The sequence below is a fragment of the Nocardia sp. CA-136227 genome, assembly GCF_050955695.1.
GTDB lineage: Bacteria > Actinomycetota > Actinomycetes > Mycobacteriales > Mycobacteriaceae > Nocardia.
The window spans coordinates 1380247-1397678 of record NZ_CP192081.1; the positions used below are offsets into that span (position 1 = coordinate 1380247).

Annotated in this window: 13 protein-coding genes; 7 read left to right on the forward strand and 6 right to left on the reverse strand. The window is 69.4% G+C overall.

Annotated features, from left to right (window positions below; genetic code table 11):
• Positions 1–73: 73 nt before the first annotated feature.
• Positions 74–544: a methylmalonyl-CoA epimerase gene (gene mce, locus ACQP06_RS06235; protein ID WP_433671103.1), complete on the reverse strand. Its 471-nt coding sequence runs from the start codon at positions 542–544 to the stop codon at positions 74–76.
• A 114-nt stretch (positions 545–658) separates the two neighbouring features.
• Between mce and ACQP06_RS06240 the strand changes: the two genes are divergently transcribed.
• From ACQP06_RS06240 to ACQP06_RS06250, 3 genes are all read left to right on the forward strand, one after another.
• Positions 659–1843, forward strand: a complete 1185-nt coding sequence (locus ACQP06_RS06240) for an acetyl-CoA C-acetyltransferase (RefSeq protein WP_433671105.1) — start codon at positions 659–661, stop codon at positions 1841–1843.
• Between the two features lie 113 nt (positions 1844–1956).
• Positions 1957–2328 (forward strand): DUF3817 domain-containing protein, encoded by a 372-nt coding sequence (locus tag ACQP06_RS06245; protein ID WP_357098615.1) that lies wholly within the window; start codon positions 1957–1959, stop codon positions 2326–2328.
• Positions 2329–2386: 58 nt separating this feature from the next.
• On the forward strand, positions 2387–3244 hold the full coding sequence (locus ACQP06_RS06250; protein WP_433673250.1) for a tetratricopeptide repeat protein: 858 nt from the start codon (positions 2387–2389) through the stop codon (positions 3242–3244).
• Between the two features lie 28 nt (positions 3245–3272).
• On the opposite strand, the gene ACQP06_RS06255 is transcribed toward ACQP06_RS06250, so the two are convergent.
• Entirely contained in the window at positions 3273–4634 is a 1362-nt protein-coding gene (locus ACQP06_RS06255) for a TrpB-like pyridoxal phosphate-dependent enzyme (protein ID WP_433671107.1), read from the reverse strand.
• A 120-nt stretch (positions 4635–4754) separates the two neighbouring features.
• Here ACQP06_RS06255 and ACQP06_RS06260 point away from each other — a divergent pair, with 120 nt between their 5' ends.
• Complete coding sequence (locus tag ACQP06_RS06260) at positions 4755–5375, forward strand: TIGR03086 family metal-binding protein (protein ID WP_433671109.1); 621 nt, start codon at positions 4755–4757, stop codon at positions 5373–5375.
• 7 nt (positions 5376–5382) lie between these two features.
• Here ACQP06_RS06260 and glgB read toward each other — a convergent pair whose 3' ends face one another.
• From glgB to ACQP06_RS06275, 3 genes are read right to left on the reverse strand one after another with little or no spacing between them, the layout of a single operon-like run.
• Positions 5383–7554, reverse strand: coding sequence for a 1,4-alpha-glucan branching protein GlgB (glgB, locus tag ACQP06_RS06265; RefSeq protein ID WP_433671111.1), 2172 nt, complete (start codon positions 7552–7554; stop codon positions 5383–5385).
• Positions 7551–9554 carry a maltotransferase domain-containing protein gene (locus ACQP06_RS06270; protein ID WP_433671112.1) on the reverse strand — a complete coding sequence of 668 codons (2004 nt, stop codon included), beginning with the start codon at positions 9552–9554 and terminating at the stop codon, positions 7551–7553. The genes glgB and ACQP06_RS06270 overlap by 4 nt, the downstream gene beginning before the upstream one ends.
• Positions 9555–9576: 22 nt before the next feature.
• A complete protein-coding gene (locus tag ACQP06_RS06275) occupies positions 9577–10227 on the reverse strand; it encodes a PaaI family thioesterase (RefSeq protein WP_433671114.1) in 651 nt (216 codons plus the stop codon).
• Between the two features lie 202 nt (positions 10228–10429).
• Here ACQP06_RS06275 and glgP point away from each other — a divergent pair, with 202 nt between their 5' ends.
• Complete coding sequence (gene glgP, locus ACQP06_RS06280; protein WP_433671116.1) at positions 10430–13003, forward strand: alpha-glucan family phosphorylase; 2574 nt, start codon at positions 10430–10432, stop codon at positions 13001–13003.
• A gap of 6 nt (positions 13004–13009) precedes the next feature.
• On the opposite strand, the gene ACQP06_RS06285 is transcribed toward glgP, so the two are convergent.
• Positions 13010–15064: an AMP-binding protein gene (locus ACQP06_RS06285; RefSeq protein ID WP_433671118.1), complete on the reverse strand. Its 2055-nt coding sequence runs from the start codon at positions 15062–15064 to the stop codon at positions 13010–13012.
• Between the two features lie 269 nt (positions 15065–15333).
• Between ACQP06_RS06285 and ACQP06_RS06290 the strand changes: the two genes are divergently transcribed.
• Complete coding sequence (locus tag ACQP06_RS06290; RefSeq protein ID WP_433671120.1) at positions 15334–16701, forward strand: NCS2 family permease; 1368 nt, start codon at positions 15334–15336, stop codon at positions 16699–16701.
• Positions 16702–16848: 147 nt separating this feature from the next.
• Positions 16849–17355 carry a DoxX family protein gene (locus tag ACQP06_RS06295; protein ID WP_433671122.1) on the forward strand — a complete coding sequence of 169 codons (507 nt, stop codon included), beginning with the start codon at positions 16849–16851 and terminating at the stop codon, positions 17353–17355.
• Positions 17356–17432: the final 77 nt, after the last annotated feature.

Consider the following 17432-nt stretch of genomic DNA (forward strand, 5'->3'; position numbering starts at 1 on the left):
CAGCCTGACCGTCGCGGATGGTGACCCGACCGCGAATGTTGTTACGCCCTCTTTAGGAGGGCGGAACACGGTACTAGTGAGTAGTTTTCGCGGCCGGTTCGACGAGTTCGACCAGCACACCGCCAGCATCCTTGGGGTGGATGAAATTGATGCGGGAACCAGCGGTTCCACCACGCGGCTCTGCGTACAGCAAACGCAAGCCCCGTTCACGAAGTTGCTCGGAAACCGCCTCGACATCGGTCACGCGGTAGGCGAGCTGCTGCAGGCCAGGACCGTTTCGGTCGATGAACTTGGCGATGGTGGACTCCTCGTTGAGCGGAGCCAGCAACTGGAGAGCGACCGAGCCCTCGGGCGTGCCGGGGACCGACAGCATGGCCTCGTGGACGCCCTGCGACTCGTTGATCTCGCGGTGGGTCTCCACCATGCCCAGATTGTCGCGGTACCAGGCGACCGCGGAATCCAGGTCCGGCACGGCGATTCCCACGTGATCGACGGCCACGACGTATTCCGACGGGATGAATGCGGTGTTCTCGGTAGTGCTCACAGGACTGACGGTAGCGCGCACCCGCATACCCCCGCCGAAGTGCCTGGAGTTACCGTGGAGTACGGCTCCGATGGTTGGCGGAGCCGTGACGACACACAGTAAGTGAGGCCCCACGTGACGACTACCTCCGTGATCGTGTCCGGTGCGCGTACCCCGGTGGGTCGCCTGCTCGGGTCGCTGAAGGATTTCAGTGGCTCCGACCTGGGCGGCATCGCCATCAAGGCGGCGCTGGAGAAGGGCGGGGTCGCGCCCGAGCAGGTCGACTACGTGATCATGGGCCAGGTGCTCACCGCCGGCGCGGGCCAGATCCCGGCCCGGCAGGCCGCGGTCGCCGCGGGGATCCCGATGGACGTCCCGGCGCTGACCGTCAACAAGGTGTGTCTGTCCGGCATCAACGCAATCGCCCTGGCGGATCAGCTGATTCGCGCCGGTGAGTACGAGATCGTGGTGGCCGGCGGCCAGGAGTCCATGACCAATGCCCCGCACCTGCTCGAGAAGAGCCGTGAGGGCTTCAAGTACGGCGACGTGAACCTGCGCGACAGCATGGCCTACGACGGCCTGTACGACATCTTCACCAACCAGGCCATGGGCGCCCTCACCGAGCAGCGCAACGACACCGACAAGATCAGCCGCGAGGAGCAGGACGCCTTCGCCGCCGCCTCGCACCAGAAGGCGGCCGCGGCCTGGAAGAACGGCCTGTTCGCCGACGAGGTCGCGCCGGTCTCCATCCCGCAGCGCAAGGGCGACCCGATCGTGTTCGCCGAGGACGAGGGCATCCGCGCCGACACCACCGCGGAGTCGCTGGGCAAGCTGCGTCCGGCCTTCCGCAAGGACGGCACCATCACCGCCGGCTCGGCCTCCCAGATCTCCGACGGCGCGGCCGCCGTGATCGTCATGTCGAAGGCCAAGGCCGAGGCGCTGGGTCTGAGCTGGATCGCCGAGATCGGCGCGGCCGGCGTCGTCGCCGGTCCGGACTCCACCCTGCAGGACCAGCCCGCCAACGCCATCGCGAAAGCCTGTGCCAAGGAAGGCATTTCGCCCGCCGACCTGGACCTGGTCGAGATCAACGAGGCCTTCGCCGCGGTCGGCATCGCGTCCACCCGCACGCTGGGCATCGACCCGGAGAAGGTGAACGTCAACGGCGGCGCCATCTCCATCGGCCACCCGCTGGGCATGTCCGGCGCCCGCATCGTGCTGCACCTGGCCAACGAGCTGAAGCGCCGCGGTGGCGGCGTCGGCGCGGCCGCCCTGTGCGGCGGTGGCGGCCAGGGCGACGCCCTGATCATCCGCGTGCGGTAAGCGCGATCCCGTAGCCCGAACCAGGCCCCGGCTCCGAAACGAGCCGGGGCCTGCTCGTTCGTGTGACCAGCTCCACTACGGGGCGTCGTAGCCGGTCAGGCAGAATGGGGGGCATGGGTGATCTGTTCGACCTGTCCACGGTCGCGAAGCGTGTGCGTTTCTTCGGCCTGCTCGAGGTGCCGTCCTGGGTGCTGCTGTTCATCGGCTCGGCCCTGAAGCGCGCCGACGCGCTGGGCATCGCCGATCAGCCGATCAAGTGGCCGGTGATGGTGTTCGGCATGCTGCACGGCGTCGTGTTCCTGGCGTACGCGATCAACTGCCTGCTGGCCTCGCGTGAGTTCGAATGGCCGGGCAAGACCACGCTTCTCGCGCTGGCGTCCTCGGTGGTGCCGTTCACCTCCGTGCTCTTCGAGCGGTGGGCGATCAAGACGGGTCAGCTGGGTGAACTGAGCGGAGCCCCGGCGCCCGCCGCCGCCGCTTCGTGACAAACTGGATGGCGTGACTCGACCCGCACGCCGTCCTTCCGCCGCCGCAGCCGCCGCCATGTCGGGCGCTGTGGACCTGTCCGCTCTCAAGCAGCCGGCCGCCCCCGCGGGGGAGGTCCCGGGTGACCACGCCGTCACCGAGGCCAATTTCGAGGATCGAGTGCTGCGGCGCTCCACCCAGGTCCCGGTGGTGGTGGCGCTGTACTCGCAGCGCAGCCCGGGCAGCATCGAGCTGGTGAAGCTGCTCGAGCAGCTGGTCGGCCGCAGCGGCGGCGACTGGGATCTGGCAACCGTCGAGGCCGAGGCCAATATGCGCATCGCGCAGGCCTTCGGCGTGCAGGGCATTCCGACCGTGGTCGCCGTGGCCGCGGGCCAGCCGCTCGCCGACTTCACCGGCAATCAGCCCGAGGAGCAGGTGACGCAGTGGCTGGCCGCCGTGGTGGACGCCGTGCGCGGCAAGCTCCCCGGTGTCGGCGAGGGTGACGCCGCCGAGCCGGAGATTCCCGAGGATCCCCGTTTCGTGGCGGCCGAAGAGGCTTTGGAGCGTGGCGAATTCGACAACGCCATCGCCGCCTACCAGGACATCCTGACCGCCGAGCCGAACAATGCCGAGGCCAAGGCCGCGCTGCGGCAGGTCCAGTTCATCTCCCGTGTGCAGGATCTCGACCCGGCCGCGGTGGCCAAGGCCGACGCCGACCCGGCGGACCTGGACGCCGCTATCGCCGCCGCCGACCTCGAGATGTTCAATCAGCAGCCCGACGCCGCATTCGATCGGCTGATCGCCCAGGTCAAGCGCACCGCCGGCGACGACCGCACCCGGGTCCGCACCCATCTGCTGGAGCTGTTCGAGCTCTTCGACCCGGCCGAGCCGCTGGTCGTCGCCGCCCGCCGCAAGCTGGCAGCCGCGCTGTACTGACGGGTCTCGGACCCCGCACGCAGGGGTCTCAGACCTTCGGTAGCGAGGCGAGGGCGGCATCGATGCGAGGCTGGGGCAGCTCGAAATCGGGGATGTCGCCCGCCAGAAAGCGTTCGTAGGCGGTCATGTCGAAGTGGCCGTGCCCGCACAGCGCGGTGAGCAGGACCTTCTCCTCTCCGGACGCGGTGCAGCGGTTGGCTTCCTCGATGACCGCCGCGAGCGCGTGCGAGGGTTCGGGGGCGGGCAGGATGCCCTCGGTCTTGGCGAAAGTGACCGCCGCGGCGAAGCATTCGCGCTGCTGCTTGGACACCGCCTCGAACAGCCCGAGCTCGTACATGTGCGAGAGCAGCGGCGACATGCCGTGGTAGCGCAGACCGCCCGCGTGCACCGGATCGGGGATGAAGTCGTGGCCCAGGGTGTGCATCTTCATCAGCGGCGTGAAGCCCGCGGTGTCGCCGAAGTCGTAGGCGTAGATGCCGCGGGTGAACGACGGGCAGGCGGCCGGTTCGACGGCGCGGATGACGGGATTCCCTCGGCCCGCGAGCTTTTCGCGCAGGAACGGCAGGAACAGGCCCGCGAAGTTGGAGCCGCCGCCGGTGCAGCCGATGATCACGTCGGGGGCGCGTTCGCCCGCCGCGGCGAACTGCTTCAGCGCCTCCTCGCCGATGACGGTCTGATGCATGAGCACGTGGTTGAGCACGCTGCCCAGCGCGTAGCGGGTGAACGGGTCGGCCGCGGCCACCTCGACCGCCTCGCTGATGGCGATGCCCAGGCTGCCGGGCGAATCCGGGTGGTCGGCAAGGATTTTCGCGCCCGCCGCGGTGATCGGGGAGGGGCTGGCGTGCACGGTGGCGCCCCAGGTCTGCATGAGGGTGCGCCGGTGCGGCTTCTGGTCGTAGGAGGCGCGGACCATCCACACCTCGCAGTCGATGCCGTACTGCGCGCAGGCGAAGGACAGCGCGCTGCCCCACTGGCCCGCGCCGGTCTCGGTGGTCAGGCGGCGGGTGCCTTCGGCGGCGTTGTAGAAGGCTTGCGGCACAGCGGTGTTCGGCTTGTGTGAGCCCGCGGGGGAGACGCCCTCGTACTTGTAATAGATGCGCGCCGGGGTGCCGAGCGCCTTCTCGAGTCGGCGCGCCCGGAACAGCGGTGTCGGCCGCCAGAGCCGGTACACGTCGATGACCTCGTCCGGGATGTCGAGGTAGCGGTCGCCGCTCACTTCCTGCCGGATCAGTTCCATGGGGAACAGCGGGGCCAGGTCCTCGGGGCCGACAGGCTGCCCGGTGCCGGGGTGCAGCGGGGGCGGCGGGGGTTCGGGCAGGTCCGGGATGACGTTGTACCAACGCCGCGGGATCTCGGATTCGTCCAGTGTGATCTTGGTGCGCTCGTCCACGAGGCCCTCCCGGGCTTGATCCGGCTGTCCGTCCAGGGTGCGCCCGAAGCGGACCCGTTGGTGTGGAATTCGCCGGATTGTTCCTGGTCATGATCGTTCGAAATTAGTAAGCTAGTGCGTATGATAAGCACATATGAAGAATTGCCGGCCTCGGGAACGGAGCTGCTCGCGCTGGACGCCCGCGCGGTGCGGACGAGCATCGACGTGGTGGCGGGGGTGACCTCGGGCGACTTGGACGCGCCCACCCCGTGCGAGGGCTGGACGCTGCGAGATCTGCTGGAGCACATGATCGTTCAGCACTACGGGTTCGCGGCGGCGGCGCGCGGTGAGGGTGATATCGGGCTGTGGAAGCCGCAGCCGCTGAGCGCGGACCCGCTCGGCGAATACCGCGCGGCGGCCGAGCACGTGCTGGCCACCTTCGCCGAGCCGGGCGTCCTCGGCCGGCAGTTCCCACTGCCGGAGGTCCGCGACGGCATCATCATCCCGGGGACGCTGGCGGTGAGCTTCCACTTCATCGACTACGTCGTGCACGCCTGGGATGTCGCGCGGGCGCTCGGCCGGACCGTGGACTTCGACGACGACCTGCTGAGCGCGGCGTTGCCGGTGGCCGAGGCCGTCCCGCGGGGCGCGGAGCGGGAGCGGCCGGGCGCGTCGTTCGCGCCGGAAGTGCCCGGTGCCCCGGCGTCCAGGCTGGATCGGATTCTGGCGGTGCTGGGACGCTCGCCGGGCTGGCCGGAATAGGGACCTGTCAGTCGCGTGCGGCCGGTGGCGTGGTCGAGAGCCAGATCGCGCTGTGCGGGGGCAGGGTGAGGGCGGCCGAGACCGGGCGGCCGTGCCACGGCTGCTGTTCGGCCGGGATCGGGCCGCCGGTGCCCGCGCCGCTGCCGCCGTAGGCGACCGCGTCGGTATTGAGCACCTCGTACCACGAATCCTGTTCGCACTCCGGCAATCCGATGCGGTAGCCACTGAGCTGCCGCCCGGAGAAGTTGTACACGCAGGCGAGGATCGACCCGTCGGTGCCGTACCGCAGGAACGACAGCACATTGTTGTCGCGGTCGTCGGCGTCGATCCACGCGTACCCGCCCGGCGAGGTGTCCTGACTCCACAGCGCCGGATTCCCGACGTAGAGCCGGTTGAGGTCGCCGACCAAGGCCTGGATGCCGCGGTGCAGCGGGTTCTCCAGCTCGTGCCAGTCCAGTCCGCGGTCGTGGTCCCATTCCCGGAGCTGACCGAAGTCCTGGCCCATGAACAGCAGCTGCTTGCCCGGGTGCGCCCACAGGTAGGCGAGCAGCGCCCGCACCCCGCCCGCCTTGGCGTAGTCGTCGCCGGGCATGCGGGTCCACAGCGTGCCCTTGCCGTAGACGACCTCGTCGTGGCTGATCGGCAGCAGATAGTTCTCGCTCCAGGCGTAGGTGAGTGAGAAAGTCACCTCGTTGTGGTGCCAGCTGCGGTGCACGGGATCGCGGGCCAGGTAGCCGAGGGTGTCGTGCATCCAGCCCATGTTCCATTTCATGGTGAAGCCGAGGCCGCCGACCTCGGTGGGGCGGGTGACGCCGGGCCAGGTGGTGGATTCCTCGGCGATGGTCAGCACGCCCGGATGATGCTTGTGCACGGTGGCGTTCATTTCCTGGAGGAAGGCGACGGCCTCCAGGTTCTCGCGGCCGCCGTGGATGTTCGGTTCCCAGTCCGGGCGCGAATAGTCCAGGTAGAGCATGGAGGCGACGGCGTCCACGCGCAGGCCGTCGAGGTGGAATTCCTCGATCCAGTACAGCGCGTTGGCGACCAGGAAGTTGCGGACCTCGTGGCGGCCGAAATTGAAAACGTAGGTGCCCCAGTCGAGTTGCTCGCCGCGGCGCGGGTCGGCGTGCTCGTAGAGGGCGGTGCCGTCGAAGCGGGCCAGCGCCCATTCGTCGCGCGGGAAGTGCGCGGGCACCCAGTCCAGCAGCACGCCGATGCCCTTGCGGTGCAGGTGATCCACGAGGAAGCGGAAGTCGTCGGGGGAGCCGAAGCGGGCGGTCGGCGCGAAGTAGGAGGTGACCTGGTAGCCCCACGAGCCGCCGAAGGGGTGCTCGGCCACGGGCAGCAGTTCCACGTGGGTGAAGCCTTGGGCGAGAACGTATTCGGCGAGCTGCCCGGCGAGCTCGCGATAGTCGAGACCGGGCCGCCAGGAACCGAGGTGCACCTCGTAGACGCTGATCGGCGCGCGCAGCGGGTCGGTGCGGGCGCGTTCCCGCAGCCATTCCCCGTCGCCCCAGGTGAATTCGCTCTCGGTGATCACCGAGGCGGTGGCGGGCGGCACCTCGGTGGCGAGGGCCATGGGGTCGGCGTGGTCGACCACGCGCCCGTCCGCCCCGTGCACCCGGTACTTGTAGAGCGCCCCCGGCCCGATGCCGGGCAGGAACAGTTCCCACACGCCCGAATCGCCGAGTCTGCGCATGGGCGCGGTGTTTCCGCTCCAGCCGTCGAAGTCCCCGATCACGGAGACGCCGCGCGCATTGGGCGCCCATACCGCGAACGCGGTGCCCGTCACCTCACCGTCGAAGGAGGGGTAGGTCCGGGGATGCGCGCCGAGCACCTCCCACAGCCGCTCGTGGCGGCCCTCCCCGAGCAGGTGCAGGTCGATATCGCCGAGGGTGGGCAGGAAGCGGTAGCCGTCGGCCTCGACCACGGTGCGCCCGCCCGGGTAGGCGGCGACGATCCGGTAGTCCCACAGCTCCGGGAACGGCAGGACGACCTCGAACACCCCCTGATCCCGGTGTGTCAGTGGATGATCCATCTCGCCGACGCGGGCCGCGACCGCGTCCGCGTGCGGGCGCAGCACCCGGATGACGGTGCCGTCCGGATGCGGGTGGGCCCCCAGCACGGTGTGCGGATCGGGATGCGTGCCCGCCGCCAGCAGCAGGAGGTCACGCCGGTTCATCGGAACGATCTGCGATAGGCGAGTTCGGTGCGCGCGGCGGCGGGGACCGGCGGCAGGGTGAGGATGTGGGCGGCCGCGCGATGCGGGTCCAGGCGCACGTAATTGCTCTGGCCCCAGTGGTATTCCTCGCCGGTGATCTCGTCGGTCACCACCGGCCGGTCGTGCCATTCACGGCCGATGGCCGGCAGGTCCAGCGACACCATGCCGTGTTCGGTGCCGAACGGGTTCAGGTTCACCACGACGAGCACCGCGTCACCGGTGGTCGGATCCATCTTCGAGAACGCCAGGATCGCGTCGTTGTCCACGGGGTGGAAGTGGATGCAGCGCACCTGCCGCAGCGCCGGGTGCGCGCGCCGGATCTCGTTGAGCCGGGTCAGCCACGGTTCCAGGGATTCCCCGCGCGCGGCCGCCGCGGCGAAATGCCGTGGGCGCAGCTGGTATTTCTCCGAATCGAGGTATTCCTCGCTGCCGGGGCGCACCGCCTGGTGCTCGTACAGTTCGAAGCCGGAGTACACGCCCCAGGTCGCGCCGAGCGTGGCGGCCAGCACGGCCCGGATCGCGAACATGCCGGGCCCGCCGTGCTGCAGGCTCTCGTGCAGGATGTCGGGGGTGTTCACGAACAGGTTGGCGCGCGCCTCGTCGGCCTTGGCGGCGAGCTCCCGCCCGAACTCCTCGAGTTCGTGCTTGTGGGTGCGCCAGGTGAAATACGTGTAGGACTGGCTGAATCCGCGGCGGGCGAGCCCGTACATGCGGGCCGGGCGGGTGAACGCCTCGGACAGGAAGATGATCTCCGGGTGCTTCTTGTGCACCGCGGCGATCAGCCACTCCCAGAAGTCGGCGGGCTTGGTGTGCGGATTGTCGACCCGGAAGATGGTGACGCCCAGGCCGATCCAGTGCCGGACCACGCGCAGCACCTCGGCGTAGAGCCCGTCGGGGTCGTCGTCGAAGTTGAGCGGGTAGATGTCCTGGTACTTCTTGGGCGGGTTCTCCGCGTAGGCGATGGTGCCGTCGGGCAGGGTGATGAACCACTCCGGGTGCGCGGTCACCCAGGGGTGGTCGGGTGCGCACTGCAACGCCAGGTCGAGCGCCACCTCCAGGCCCAGTTCCCGGGCGGCCGTGACGAAGTCGGCGAAGTCGGCCTCGGTGCCCAGCCGCGGGTGGATGGCGTCGTGGCCGCCCTCGTCGGAGCCGATGGCCCACGGTGAGCCCACATCCTCGGGGCCCGCGGTCAGGGAGTTGTTGGGCCCCTTGCGGTTCACCTTCCCGATCGGGTGGATCGGCGGTAGGTACACCACGTCGAACCCCATGGCCGCGATGCGCGGCAGATCCTTGGCGGCGGTGGCGAAGGTGCCGTGCACCGGCTTGCCCGTGGCGTCCCAGCCGCCGGTGGAGCGCGGGAAGAACTCGTACCAGGAGCCGTACAGCGCCCGCTGCCGGTCCACCTGCACGGTGTGCAGCGGCCCGTGGGTCACCAACTCCCGCAACGGGGTTGCCCGCAGGATCTCGCCGACCTCGGCGCCGAAGGCGGGCGCCACGCGCGCGGGCAGCTGGGCGTCGCTGCGCAGGGCGGCGGCCGCGGCGCGCAGGATCTGCCACTGCTGCTTGGGCACCGCGAGCGCGGCCTTGTCGAGCAGGCGCGCCCCGAGCTCCAGGTCGTTGGCCAGGTCGACGGCGCTCTGCCCGACGGCCAGCTTGGCCTCGACGCCGGAGCGCCAGGTGGCGATGGGATCGCTCCAGCCCTCGATGCGGAAGGTCCAGCGGCCGGGCGTGCTCGGGGTGAACACCGCGTTGAACACGTCCGGCTCGTATTCCGGGCTCATGCGAATGCGTTGCGTGCGTGCCGAACCCGGGCCCCGCACCGCGAGGGTCGCGGCCACGACCTCGTGTCCCTCGCGCCAGACCACGGTCCGGACCGGGACCACCTCGCCCACCACGGCCTTCGACGGCCGGCCGCCGGGGATCGCGGGGGCGGTGTCATCGATGGCGATGCGGCCGGTCACGCCTTCGAACTTACCGGAGCGGCTACTGCTGGCCCGGCTTGAGGAGCAGGAACAGGCCGTGCGCCTCGGCACACAGCCGGTCGCCGTCGTGCAGGGTGGCGCGCACGAAGACCTTGCGGCCCTCCTGCCGCTCCACCCAGCCGTGCACCCTCAGCTCGGTGTTCAGCGGCGTGATGGACCGGTAGTCGACGTGCAGGAAGGCGGTGCGGGTGACCGCGCGCGTGTTCAACGCCACGGTCATGCCGAGCAGATCGTCGAAGCCCAGCGCGATGTGGCCGCCGTGCGCCGCCGCATTGCCGCCCAGGTGGAAGGTGCGGAAGGTGATGCGCGCGTGCACGCCGTCGGCGCTCGCGTCGTCGATCAGGAACGGCGGCAGGGTGATATTGCCGCGCGCGGGCAGGTCGTTGCGGTGCCAGGCGGGCGCGTCCCACTCGTCGCCGACCGCGGAGTCGAGCTTGGCGTTGAGTTCCTTCAGCGTGGCGATGGCCTCGAGGGCGACCTCGTCGGTCGGGGAGGCCAGCCGAACCCGGTCCATCAGCCCGCGCACCTGCTCGATGAACTCCCCGTAGTGCGGCCCACCCCGGCTGGCGTCACGGCCCAGGGTTTGGATCGGCCGAAACCCGCCCTCATGGTGCTCTTCGGGGGCCAGTGCCTCGACCTGCTGCTCGCTCATGTGAAACACGTTATCGGTTGCTTACCGGATACTCCGCGCGGGGATGCCGCTGACCAGCATCAGACCCGCTCCGAAGGTTCACGGCCGTCTCGATTCTGGACCGACGGAGCGGGGGAGCGAAGCGGAGGAGCGGAGGAGGGAAGAATCGAGACTTCGGGGCCGTGAACCAGCCCGGAGCGAAGCGGAGGGCAGAATAAGCACTGTGAAGGCATTGCGTCGATTCACCGTTCGTGCACATTTGCCGGAGCGGTTGGCTGCTCTTACCGAGTTGGCGACCAATCTGCGCTGGTCCTGGCATGGGCCTACACAGGACGTATTCGCGGAGCTGGATCCCGGGCTGTGGGTCGAGGTCGGGAACGATCCGGTGCGGATGCTGGGTGAGGTGCCGGCCGAACGGCTCGACGAGCTGGCCGCGGACGAGGCGTACACGCGGCGTGTGGATGCCGCTGCCGAGGACCTTCGTGACTACCTGGCCAGGCCCCACTGGTTCCAGAAGCAGCAGAGCGGGCCGCGCGGGATCGCCTACTTCTCGATGGAGTTCGGCGTCACCGAGGTCCTGCCCAACTACTCGGGCGGGCTCGGGATTCTGGCGGGCGACCACCTCAAGGCCGCCTCCGATCTGGGGCTGCCGCTGATCGGCGTCGGATTGCTGTACCGCTCCGGCTATTTCCGGCAGTCGCTGACCGCCGACGGCTGGCAGGCCGAGCACTATCCGGCGCTGGACCCCATGGGCCTGCCGCTGCGGCTGCTCACCGACGGCGACCCCGGCGCGCCCGTGCTCATCCACGTGTCGATGCCGGAAGGCCGAGTGCTGCGCGCCCGGGTGTGGATCGCCCAGGTCGGCCGGATTCCGCTGCTGCTGCTCGACTCCGACATCGCCGAGAACGATCCGGAACTGCGGGCCGTCACCGACCGCCTCTACGGCGGCGACCAGGACCACCGCATCAAACAGGAGATCCTGGCCGGGATCGGCGGCGTGCGCGCGGTGCGCGCCTACACCCGCGCCAACGGCCTGCCCGATCCGGACGTCTTCCATATGAACGAGGGCCACGCCGGTTTCCTCGGCATCGAACGCATCCGCGAATTCATGGTCGCCGGAATGGATTTCGACACCGCGCTGACCGCGGTCCGGGCGGGCACCGTCTTCACCACCCACACCCCGGTGCCGGCGGGCATCGACCGTTTCGCGAGCGCGCTGGTGCGCCGCTACTTCGGCGGTGCGCACGGTGAGCGCGAATCCCCGGTGCTGCCGGGCGTTTCGGTGGACCGGATCCTCGCCATGGGCCGCGAGGCCGATCCGTCGGTGTTCAACATGGCCCACCTGGGCCTGCGGCTCGCCCAGCGCGCCAACGGCGTGTCGAAGCTGCACGGCGAGGTCAGCCGCGCCATGTTCGCGCCGCTGTGGCCGGGCTTCGACGCCGCCGAGGTGCCGATCGGCTCGATCACCAACGGCGTGCACGCCCCCACCTGGGCCGCGCGCGAATGGATCGACAAGGCCCGCGAGCTGATCGGCGACGAACTGGTCGAGGAGGCCCGCGGCTGGGAACGGCTCTGTGACGTGGACCTGCGGGAACTGTGGTCCACCCGCAATGCCCTGCGCGGCGTGCTGGTCGACGAGGTGCGCCGCCGGTTGCGCGCGTCCTGGCTCGACCGCGGCGCCGCCCCGGCCGAACTCGGCTGGGTCGACGAGGTTTTCGACCCGCGCGTGCTGACCGTCGGTTTCGCCCGCCGCGTCCCCACTTACAAGCGGCTCACCCTCATGCTGCGCGACCCGGACCGGCTGCGGGCCATGCTGCTCGATCCGGAACGCCCGGTGCAGCTGGTGGTGGCGGGCAAATCCCATCCGGCCGACGAGGGCGGCAAGGCGCTGATCCAGCAGATCGTCCGGTTCGCCGACGATCCGGCGGTGCGGCACCGCATCGTTTTCCTGCCCGACTACGACATCTCCATGGCCCGCTACCTGTACTGGGGTTGCGATGTCTGGCTCAACAATCCGCTGCGCCCGCTCGAGGCGTGCGGCACCTCCGGCATGAAGTCCGCCCTCAACGGCGGCCTCAACCTGTCCATCAAGGACGGCTGGTGGGACGAGATGTGCGACGGCGAGAACGGCTGGTCCATCCCGACCGCCGACGGCGTCCGCGACGAGCACCGCCGCGACGACCTCGAGGCGTCCGCGCTCTACGAACTGCTGGAACGCGCTGTGCTGCCGCGCTTCTACGACCGCGACCACGACGACCTGCCGGTGCGCTGGATGGAGATGGTCCGCCACACCCTGCGGACCCTGGGCCCGAAGGTGCTGGCCTCGCGCATGGTCCGCGACTACGCGGTCGACTACTACGCGCCCGCCGCCGCGGCCTTCGGCGCGGTGTCGGCCGACGACTTCAAGGGCGCGCAGGACCTGTCGGGGTACCGCCGCCGCGTCGAATCCGCCTGGCCCACCGTGAAAGTCCTGCAGGTGGACAGTGCCGGGCTGCCCGACATCCCGGTGATCGGCGCGGAACTGGACCTGCGGGCCCGCATCGACCTCGGCGGCCTGACCCCCGCCGACGTCAGCGTGCAGGCGGTTCTGGGCCGGGTCTCACCCAGCGACGACCTCACCGATGTCCACAGCTTCACCATGCTGCACGCCGGAAACGATTCCGGCGCCGACGTTTTCACCATCCGGACGCCGGTGCCGATCTCCGGTGCGGTCGGCTACACCATCCGCATCCTGCCGCACCATTCGCTGCTGGCCTCGGACGCGGAACTGGGCCTGATCGCCTCGCCCAGCCCGTAGTCGCGCTCAGGCGGGCGCGATCAGCGTCCGTTTGAGAATCTTCCCGGTCGTATTGCGCGGCAACGCCTCCAGGAAGGTGACGTCGCGCGGCACCGAGAAGCGGCTCACCCGGTGCCGGATGTAGTTGCGCACCATCTCCGAGTCCAGCCCCGAGCCGGGCCGCGGCACCACGAAAGCCGCCAGGCGCTGGCCGAATTCATGGTCCGGCACGCCCACCACCGCCACCTCGCTCACCTGCGGCAGATGCGACAGCGCCTCCTCCACCGCGCGCGGGAAGACGTTCTCGCCGCCGGAGATGATCATCTCGTCGTCGCGCCCGGCCACGAACAGCCTGCCGGAGGCGTCGAGATAGCCGACATCGCCGGTGTCGAGCATGCCGTCGGCCTCGTCGGGCGGGGTGGCGTCGGTATAGCCGTCGAAGAGCATGTGATTGCCGACGAAGATCCGGCCCGTCGCGCCCACCGGCACCGGGCGCCGATCCGGGCCCAGCACCGCCAGTTTCGTGCCCAGCGGCGGCCGGCCCGCGGTGGTGGGGGACACCCGCAGATCCGCGGGGTCGGCGATGGACGCCCACGACACCTCGGTGGAGCCGTACACGTTGTAGAGGATGTCGCCGAAGGTGTCGAGGAAACGCAGCACCGTCGCGCCGTCCAGCGGCGCACCGCAACTGGCCACGATGCGCAGGCTCGACAGGTCGTAGCGGGCGCGCACCGCTTCGGGCAGATCCAGGATCCGATTCACCATGATCGGTACCACCACCAGGGCCGTGACCTTGTGCTCGGCTACCCGGCGCAGCGTGTCCTCGGCGTCGAAATGGTCGCCCAGCAGCACCGTCGCCCGTACGGCCGTCGACATCTGCAGCGCCCCGAGCCCCCAGGTGTGGAACAGCGGGGCCGGGATGAACATGGTCTCGTTGGTGCCGAACGGGATTCGCGACAGCAGCGCGGCCACGGTCCCGAATCCCTTGGGGTGCGGGCGCCGCGCGCCCTTGGGCGTCCCGCTGGTGCCGGAGGTCAGCACCACCAGCCGGCCCGGGCGCGGAGCCTTGCGCGGCGGATCCTGGCGCATGGCGATCAGGTCCTCGATGCTGGTGCGGCCCGCGTCCGGCGGCGCGTCGTCGGCGGTGAAGCGGGGGATGTCGGCGGGCACGTGGCGCACCAGATCCTCGAACTCGGTGTCGGAGAACAGTGCCGAGAGCCGGTGCCGCTGCACGATCTCCTCGATCTGCCGCGCGGGCAGCCCGGTATTGAGCAGTACCGCGTCCGCGCCCGACTTGCCCGCCGCCACCATGCACTCGACCATGCCGGTGTGATTGCGGCACAGCAGCCCGATCGACGTACCGGGGCCGAAGCCGAGCGAGGTGAACGCGCCCGCGAGTGCGCTACTGCGCGCGTGCAATTGGTCGAAGGTGCTCGAGTACCGGTCGTCGATCACCGCCGCCCGGCGCGGGGAGTGCGCGGCCGCCGCCGCGTATCCGCCGCCCAGGCTGAACCCCCACTTGGCCAGGCCGCCGATCTGTCGCAGGCCCACATCGGGGCGATAGGTGCGCACCACGCCGGAGCTCACCATCTGCCGGACCACCCCGGCCTGCAACTTCATTCGCGAATCCTCGGCATTGACGATGCGGGCCGTCGGCGCGCCCTGGATCAGCTCGGCGACCCGTTCGAGCCCCGCCACCGTCCAGGTCACCACCGCGTGGTTCGGCAACCGGGTGAGCAGTGGATGCACGTGCGTGGCCTTGAAATAGGTGACGTAGACGCGGGTGTGCCCGCTGTCGCCGCGCAGCCGGATCGTCGCGAAGCTGCCGTGCTCGGGGTGATGCAGCTCGAAGCCCTCACCGGCGCGGGTGATGTGCAGCTGGACCCGCACCACGCGGATCTCGGTATCCGCGCCGCCGACCCGGAAATTCCACGCGGGGTGCGTATCGACGGTGTCGGCGGGCTCGCAGGAGCCGATTCCAGGAAATAGCCGGGGGTAGGTCTGCGGATCGATCAGGACGTCCCAGAGCGCTTGGCGGTCGATCGCGAACTCCGCGACCGCGTCGATGACTTCGGTAACCACTGGCGTACAACTTCTGCCTGGCCGGTTCCCCTGATCAACCCCGGCGGATTACGTATTTGTAACGTCCCAGACAATGGCGGTCAAGGATCTCTAATTACCGGCCGGTAATCAGTTTATTTGCGGATCAATTGCGCTGGTGATGCCCGGAAACCAACGCTCTGGCAGGTGGGATTGCCCACAGTTCGCCGGGGTGGTGAGCGAACCGACCCGTCCGACCAACTAGCGTGACCAGCAGCCTTTGTCCTCCGGCCGACTGGAGATCCCCACCTATGAGCACCGACGTCCTCACGCGCACCAAGGGGCGCGTCGACCGGTACTTCGGCATCAGCGAACACGGTTCCACCCTCAGGCGCGAGCTGATGGCCGGCACCGTCACCTTCCTGGCCATGTCCTACGTGCTCGCGGTGAACCCGCGCATCCTCGGCGACGGCCCCGGCGGCGATCTCCACGACAAGGGCATGCCGGTCCAGGCCGTCTTCACCGCGACCGCGGTCGCCGCCATCTTCGGCACCCTGGTCATGGGCCTGTGGGCCAAGTATCCGGTCGCACTCGCGCCGGGCATGGGCCTCAATGCCTTCTTCGCCTACACCGTCGTGCTGCACATGGGCATTCCGTGGCAGGAGGCGCTGTCGGGCACCTTCCTGTCCGGCGTCATCTTCTTCATCCTCGCGGTGACCAAGGTGCGCGAGAAGATCATCGAAGCCATCCCCATGCAGATGAAACTCGCGGTCGGCGCGGGCATCGGCATGTTCGTGGCCTTCCTCGGCCTCAAGAGCGCCGGGATCGTCACCTCCGATCCGAACACCTTCGTGCACCTGGGCAACTTCCACCACGGCACCACCCTGCTGGCGCTGTTCGGCCTGGTCGCGACGGTCGTCTTCCTGGTGCTCGGCTGGCACGGCGCGGTGCTCTACGGCATCCTCGCCACCACCGTGGTCGGCATGGTGACCGGCCTGGTGAAGCTGCCGGACTCGGTGGCCGCGCTGCCGCACGGACTGGATCAGACCTTCGGCCAGGCCATCATCCACCTGCCGGGCGCGTTCACCGGGCAGATGGTGGTGGTCGTGCTGACCATGCTGTTCGTCGACTTCTTCGACGCCTCCGGCACCCTGATCGGCGTCGCCAACCAGGCCGGGCTGCTGGGCAAGGACGGCAAGCTGGAACGCGCCGGGCAGGCCCTGGCCGCGGACTCGGTCGGCACCGCCGCGGGCGCGGTGATCGGCACCTCGAGCACCACCGCCTACGTGGAATCCACGGCGGGCGTCTCGGCGGGCGGCCGCACGGGCCTGACCGCGGTCGCCACCGCGGGCTGGTTCCTGATCGCGCTGTTCTTCTTCCCGATCTTCGCGGTGTTCGCCGACGTCTCGGCGGTGACCGCGCCCGCGCTCATCGTGGTCGGCGTGCTGATGGCCCGGGCGCTGGGTGAGATCGAGTGGAACAAGCTCGAATTCGCGGTGCCCGCCTTCATCACCGTGATCATCATGCCGCTGACCTACTCCATCGCCAACGGCATCGCCATGGGCCTGCTGTTCTATCCGATCGTCATGATCGCGAAACGGCGTGCGCGCGAGGTGCATCCGATCATGTGGGTGCTGATGGCGGTGTTCCTCTACTACTTCTGGTTCCTGGCCGAGTAGGGGAAGCAACTCGATCCAAGTTTTCGGGCGCGAGGCGGAATAGCCTCGCGCCCGCTCTCGTTGGGGACCTGCTGTAGGCTCCGAAACGGACCACGGTCCGGATGGATTGCCGGAGTAACGTATAGACCCGAAGGATGAGGACCCGCCATGACCGCAACCGTGAACGCCACCACCTCCAAGGCCCCGACCGGCACCGACATCGGCCTCGCTATCGTGCGGGTGAGCGTCGGTGGCCTGCTGGCCGTGCACGGTAGTCAGAAGCTGTTCGGCTGGTTCAACGGCTACGGCCTGGACGCCACCGCGGGCGCGTTCGCGAAAATGGGCTACGACCCGGGCAAGTTCTTCGCCACCCTGGCCGGGCTGAGCGAGGTGGTCGGCGGTCTGCTGCTGGCGCTGGGCTTGGTGACGCCCCTGGCCGCGGCCATCGTGCTGGGCACCATGATCAATGCGCTGAACGTCACCTGGAGCGGCGGCTTCGCGAGGTGGGAGCTGCCCGCGGTCTACGGCCTCGTGGCGGTCGCCTTCGCGTTCGCGGGCCCGGGCCGGATCTCGCTCGACGCGGGCCGTCCGTGGCAGCGTCAGGGTCTGGCCTGGAGTGCCGGCGCGATCGCGCTCGGTGTGGTGGCCGCGCTCATCACCCTTGCGGTGAAGTAGCGAAACCCGATCGGGAAGTTTCGGGTCCCCGCGCCGCGTGCAGGGCTTGGCGCGGGGACTACGGACACATCCGATGT

Excerpts from the sequence above, each read along its gene's own strand:
- ACQP06_RS06245 (WP_357098615.1), top strand. The coding sequence starts at position 1,957 with ATGGGTGATCTGTTCGACCTGTCCACGGTCGCGAAGCGTGTGCGTTTC.
- ACQP06_RS06250 (WP_433673250.1), top strand. The coding sequence starts at position 2,387 with ATGTCGGGCGCTGTGGACCTGTCCGCTCTCAAGCAGCCGGCCGCCCCC.
- ACQP06_RS06260 (WP_433671109.1), top strand. The coding sequence starts at position 4,755 with ATGATAAGCACATATGAAGAATTGCCGGCCTCGGGAACGGAGCTGCTC.
- glgB (WP_433671111.1), bottom strand. The coding sequence starts at position 7,554 with ATGAACCGGCGTGACCTCCTGCTGCTGGCGGCGGGCACGCATCCCGAT.
- ACQP06_RS06275 (WP_433671114.1), bottom strand. The coding sequence starts at position 10,227 with ATGAGCGAGCAGCAGGTCGAGGCACTGGCCCCCGAAGAGCACCATGAG.
- ACQP06_RS06290 (WP_433671120.1), top strand. The coding sequence starts at position 15,334 with ATGAGCACCGACGTCCTCACGCGCACCAAGGGGCGCGTCGACCGGTAC.
- ACQP06_RS06295 (WP_433671122.1), top strand. The coding sequence starts at position 16,849 with ATGACCGCAACCGTGAACGCCACCACCTCCAAGGCCCCGACCGGCACC.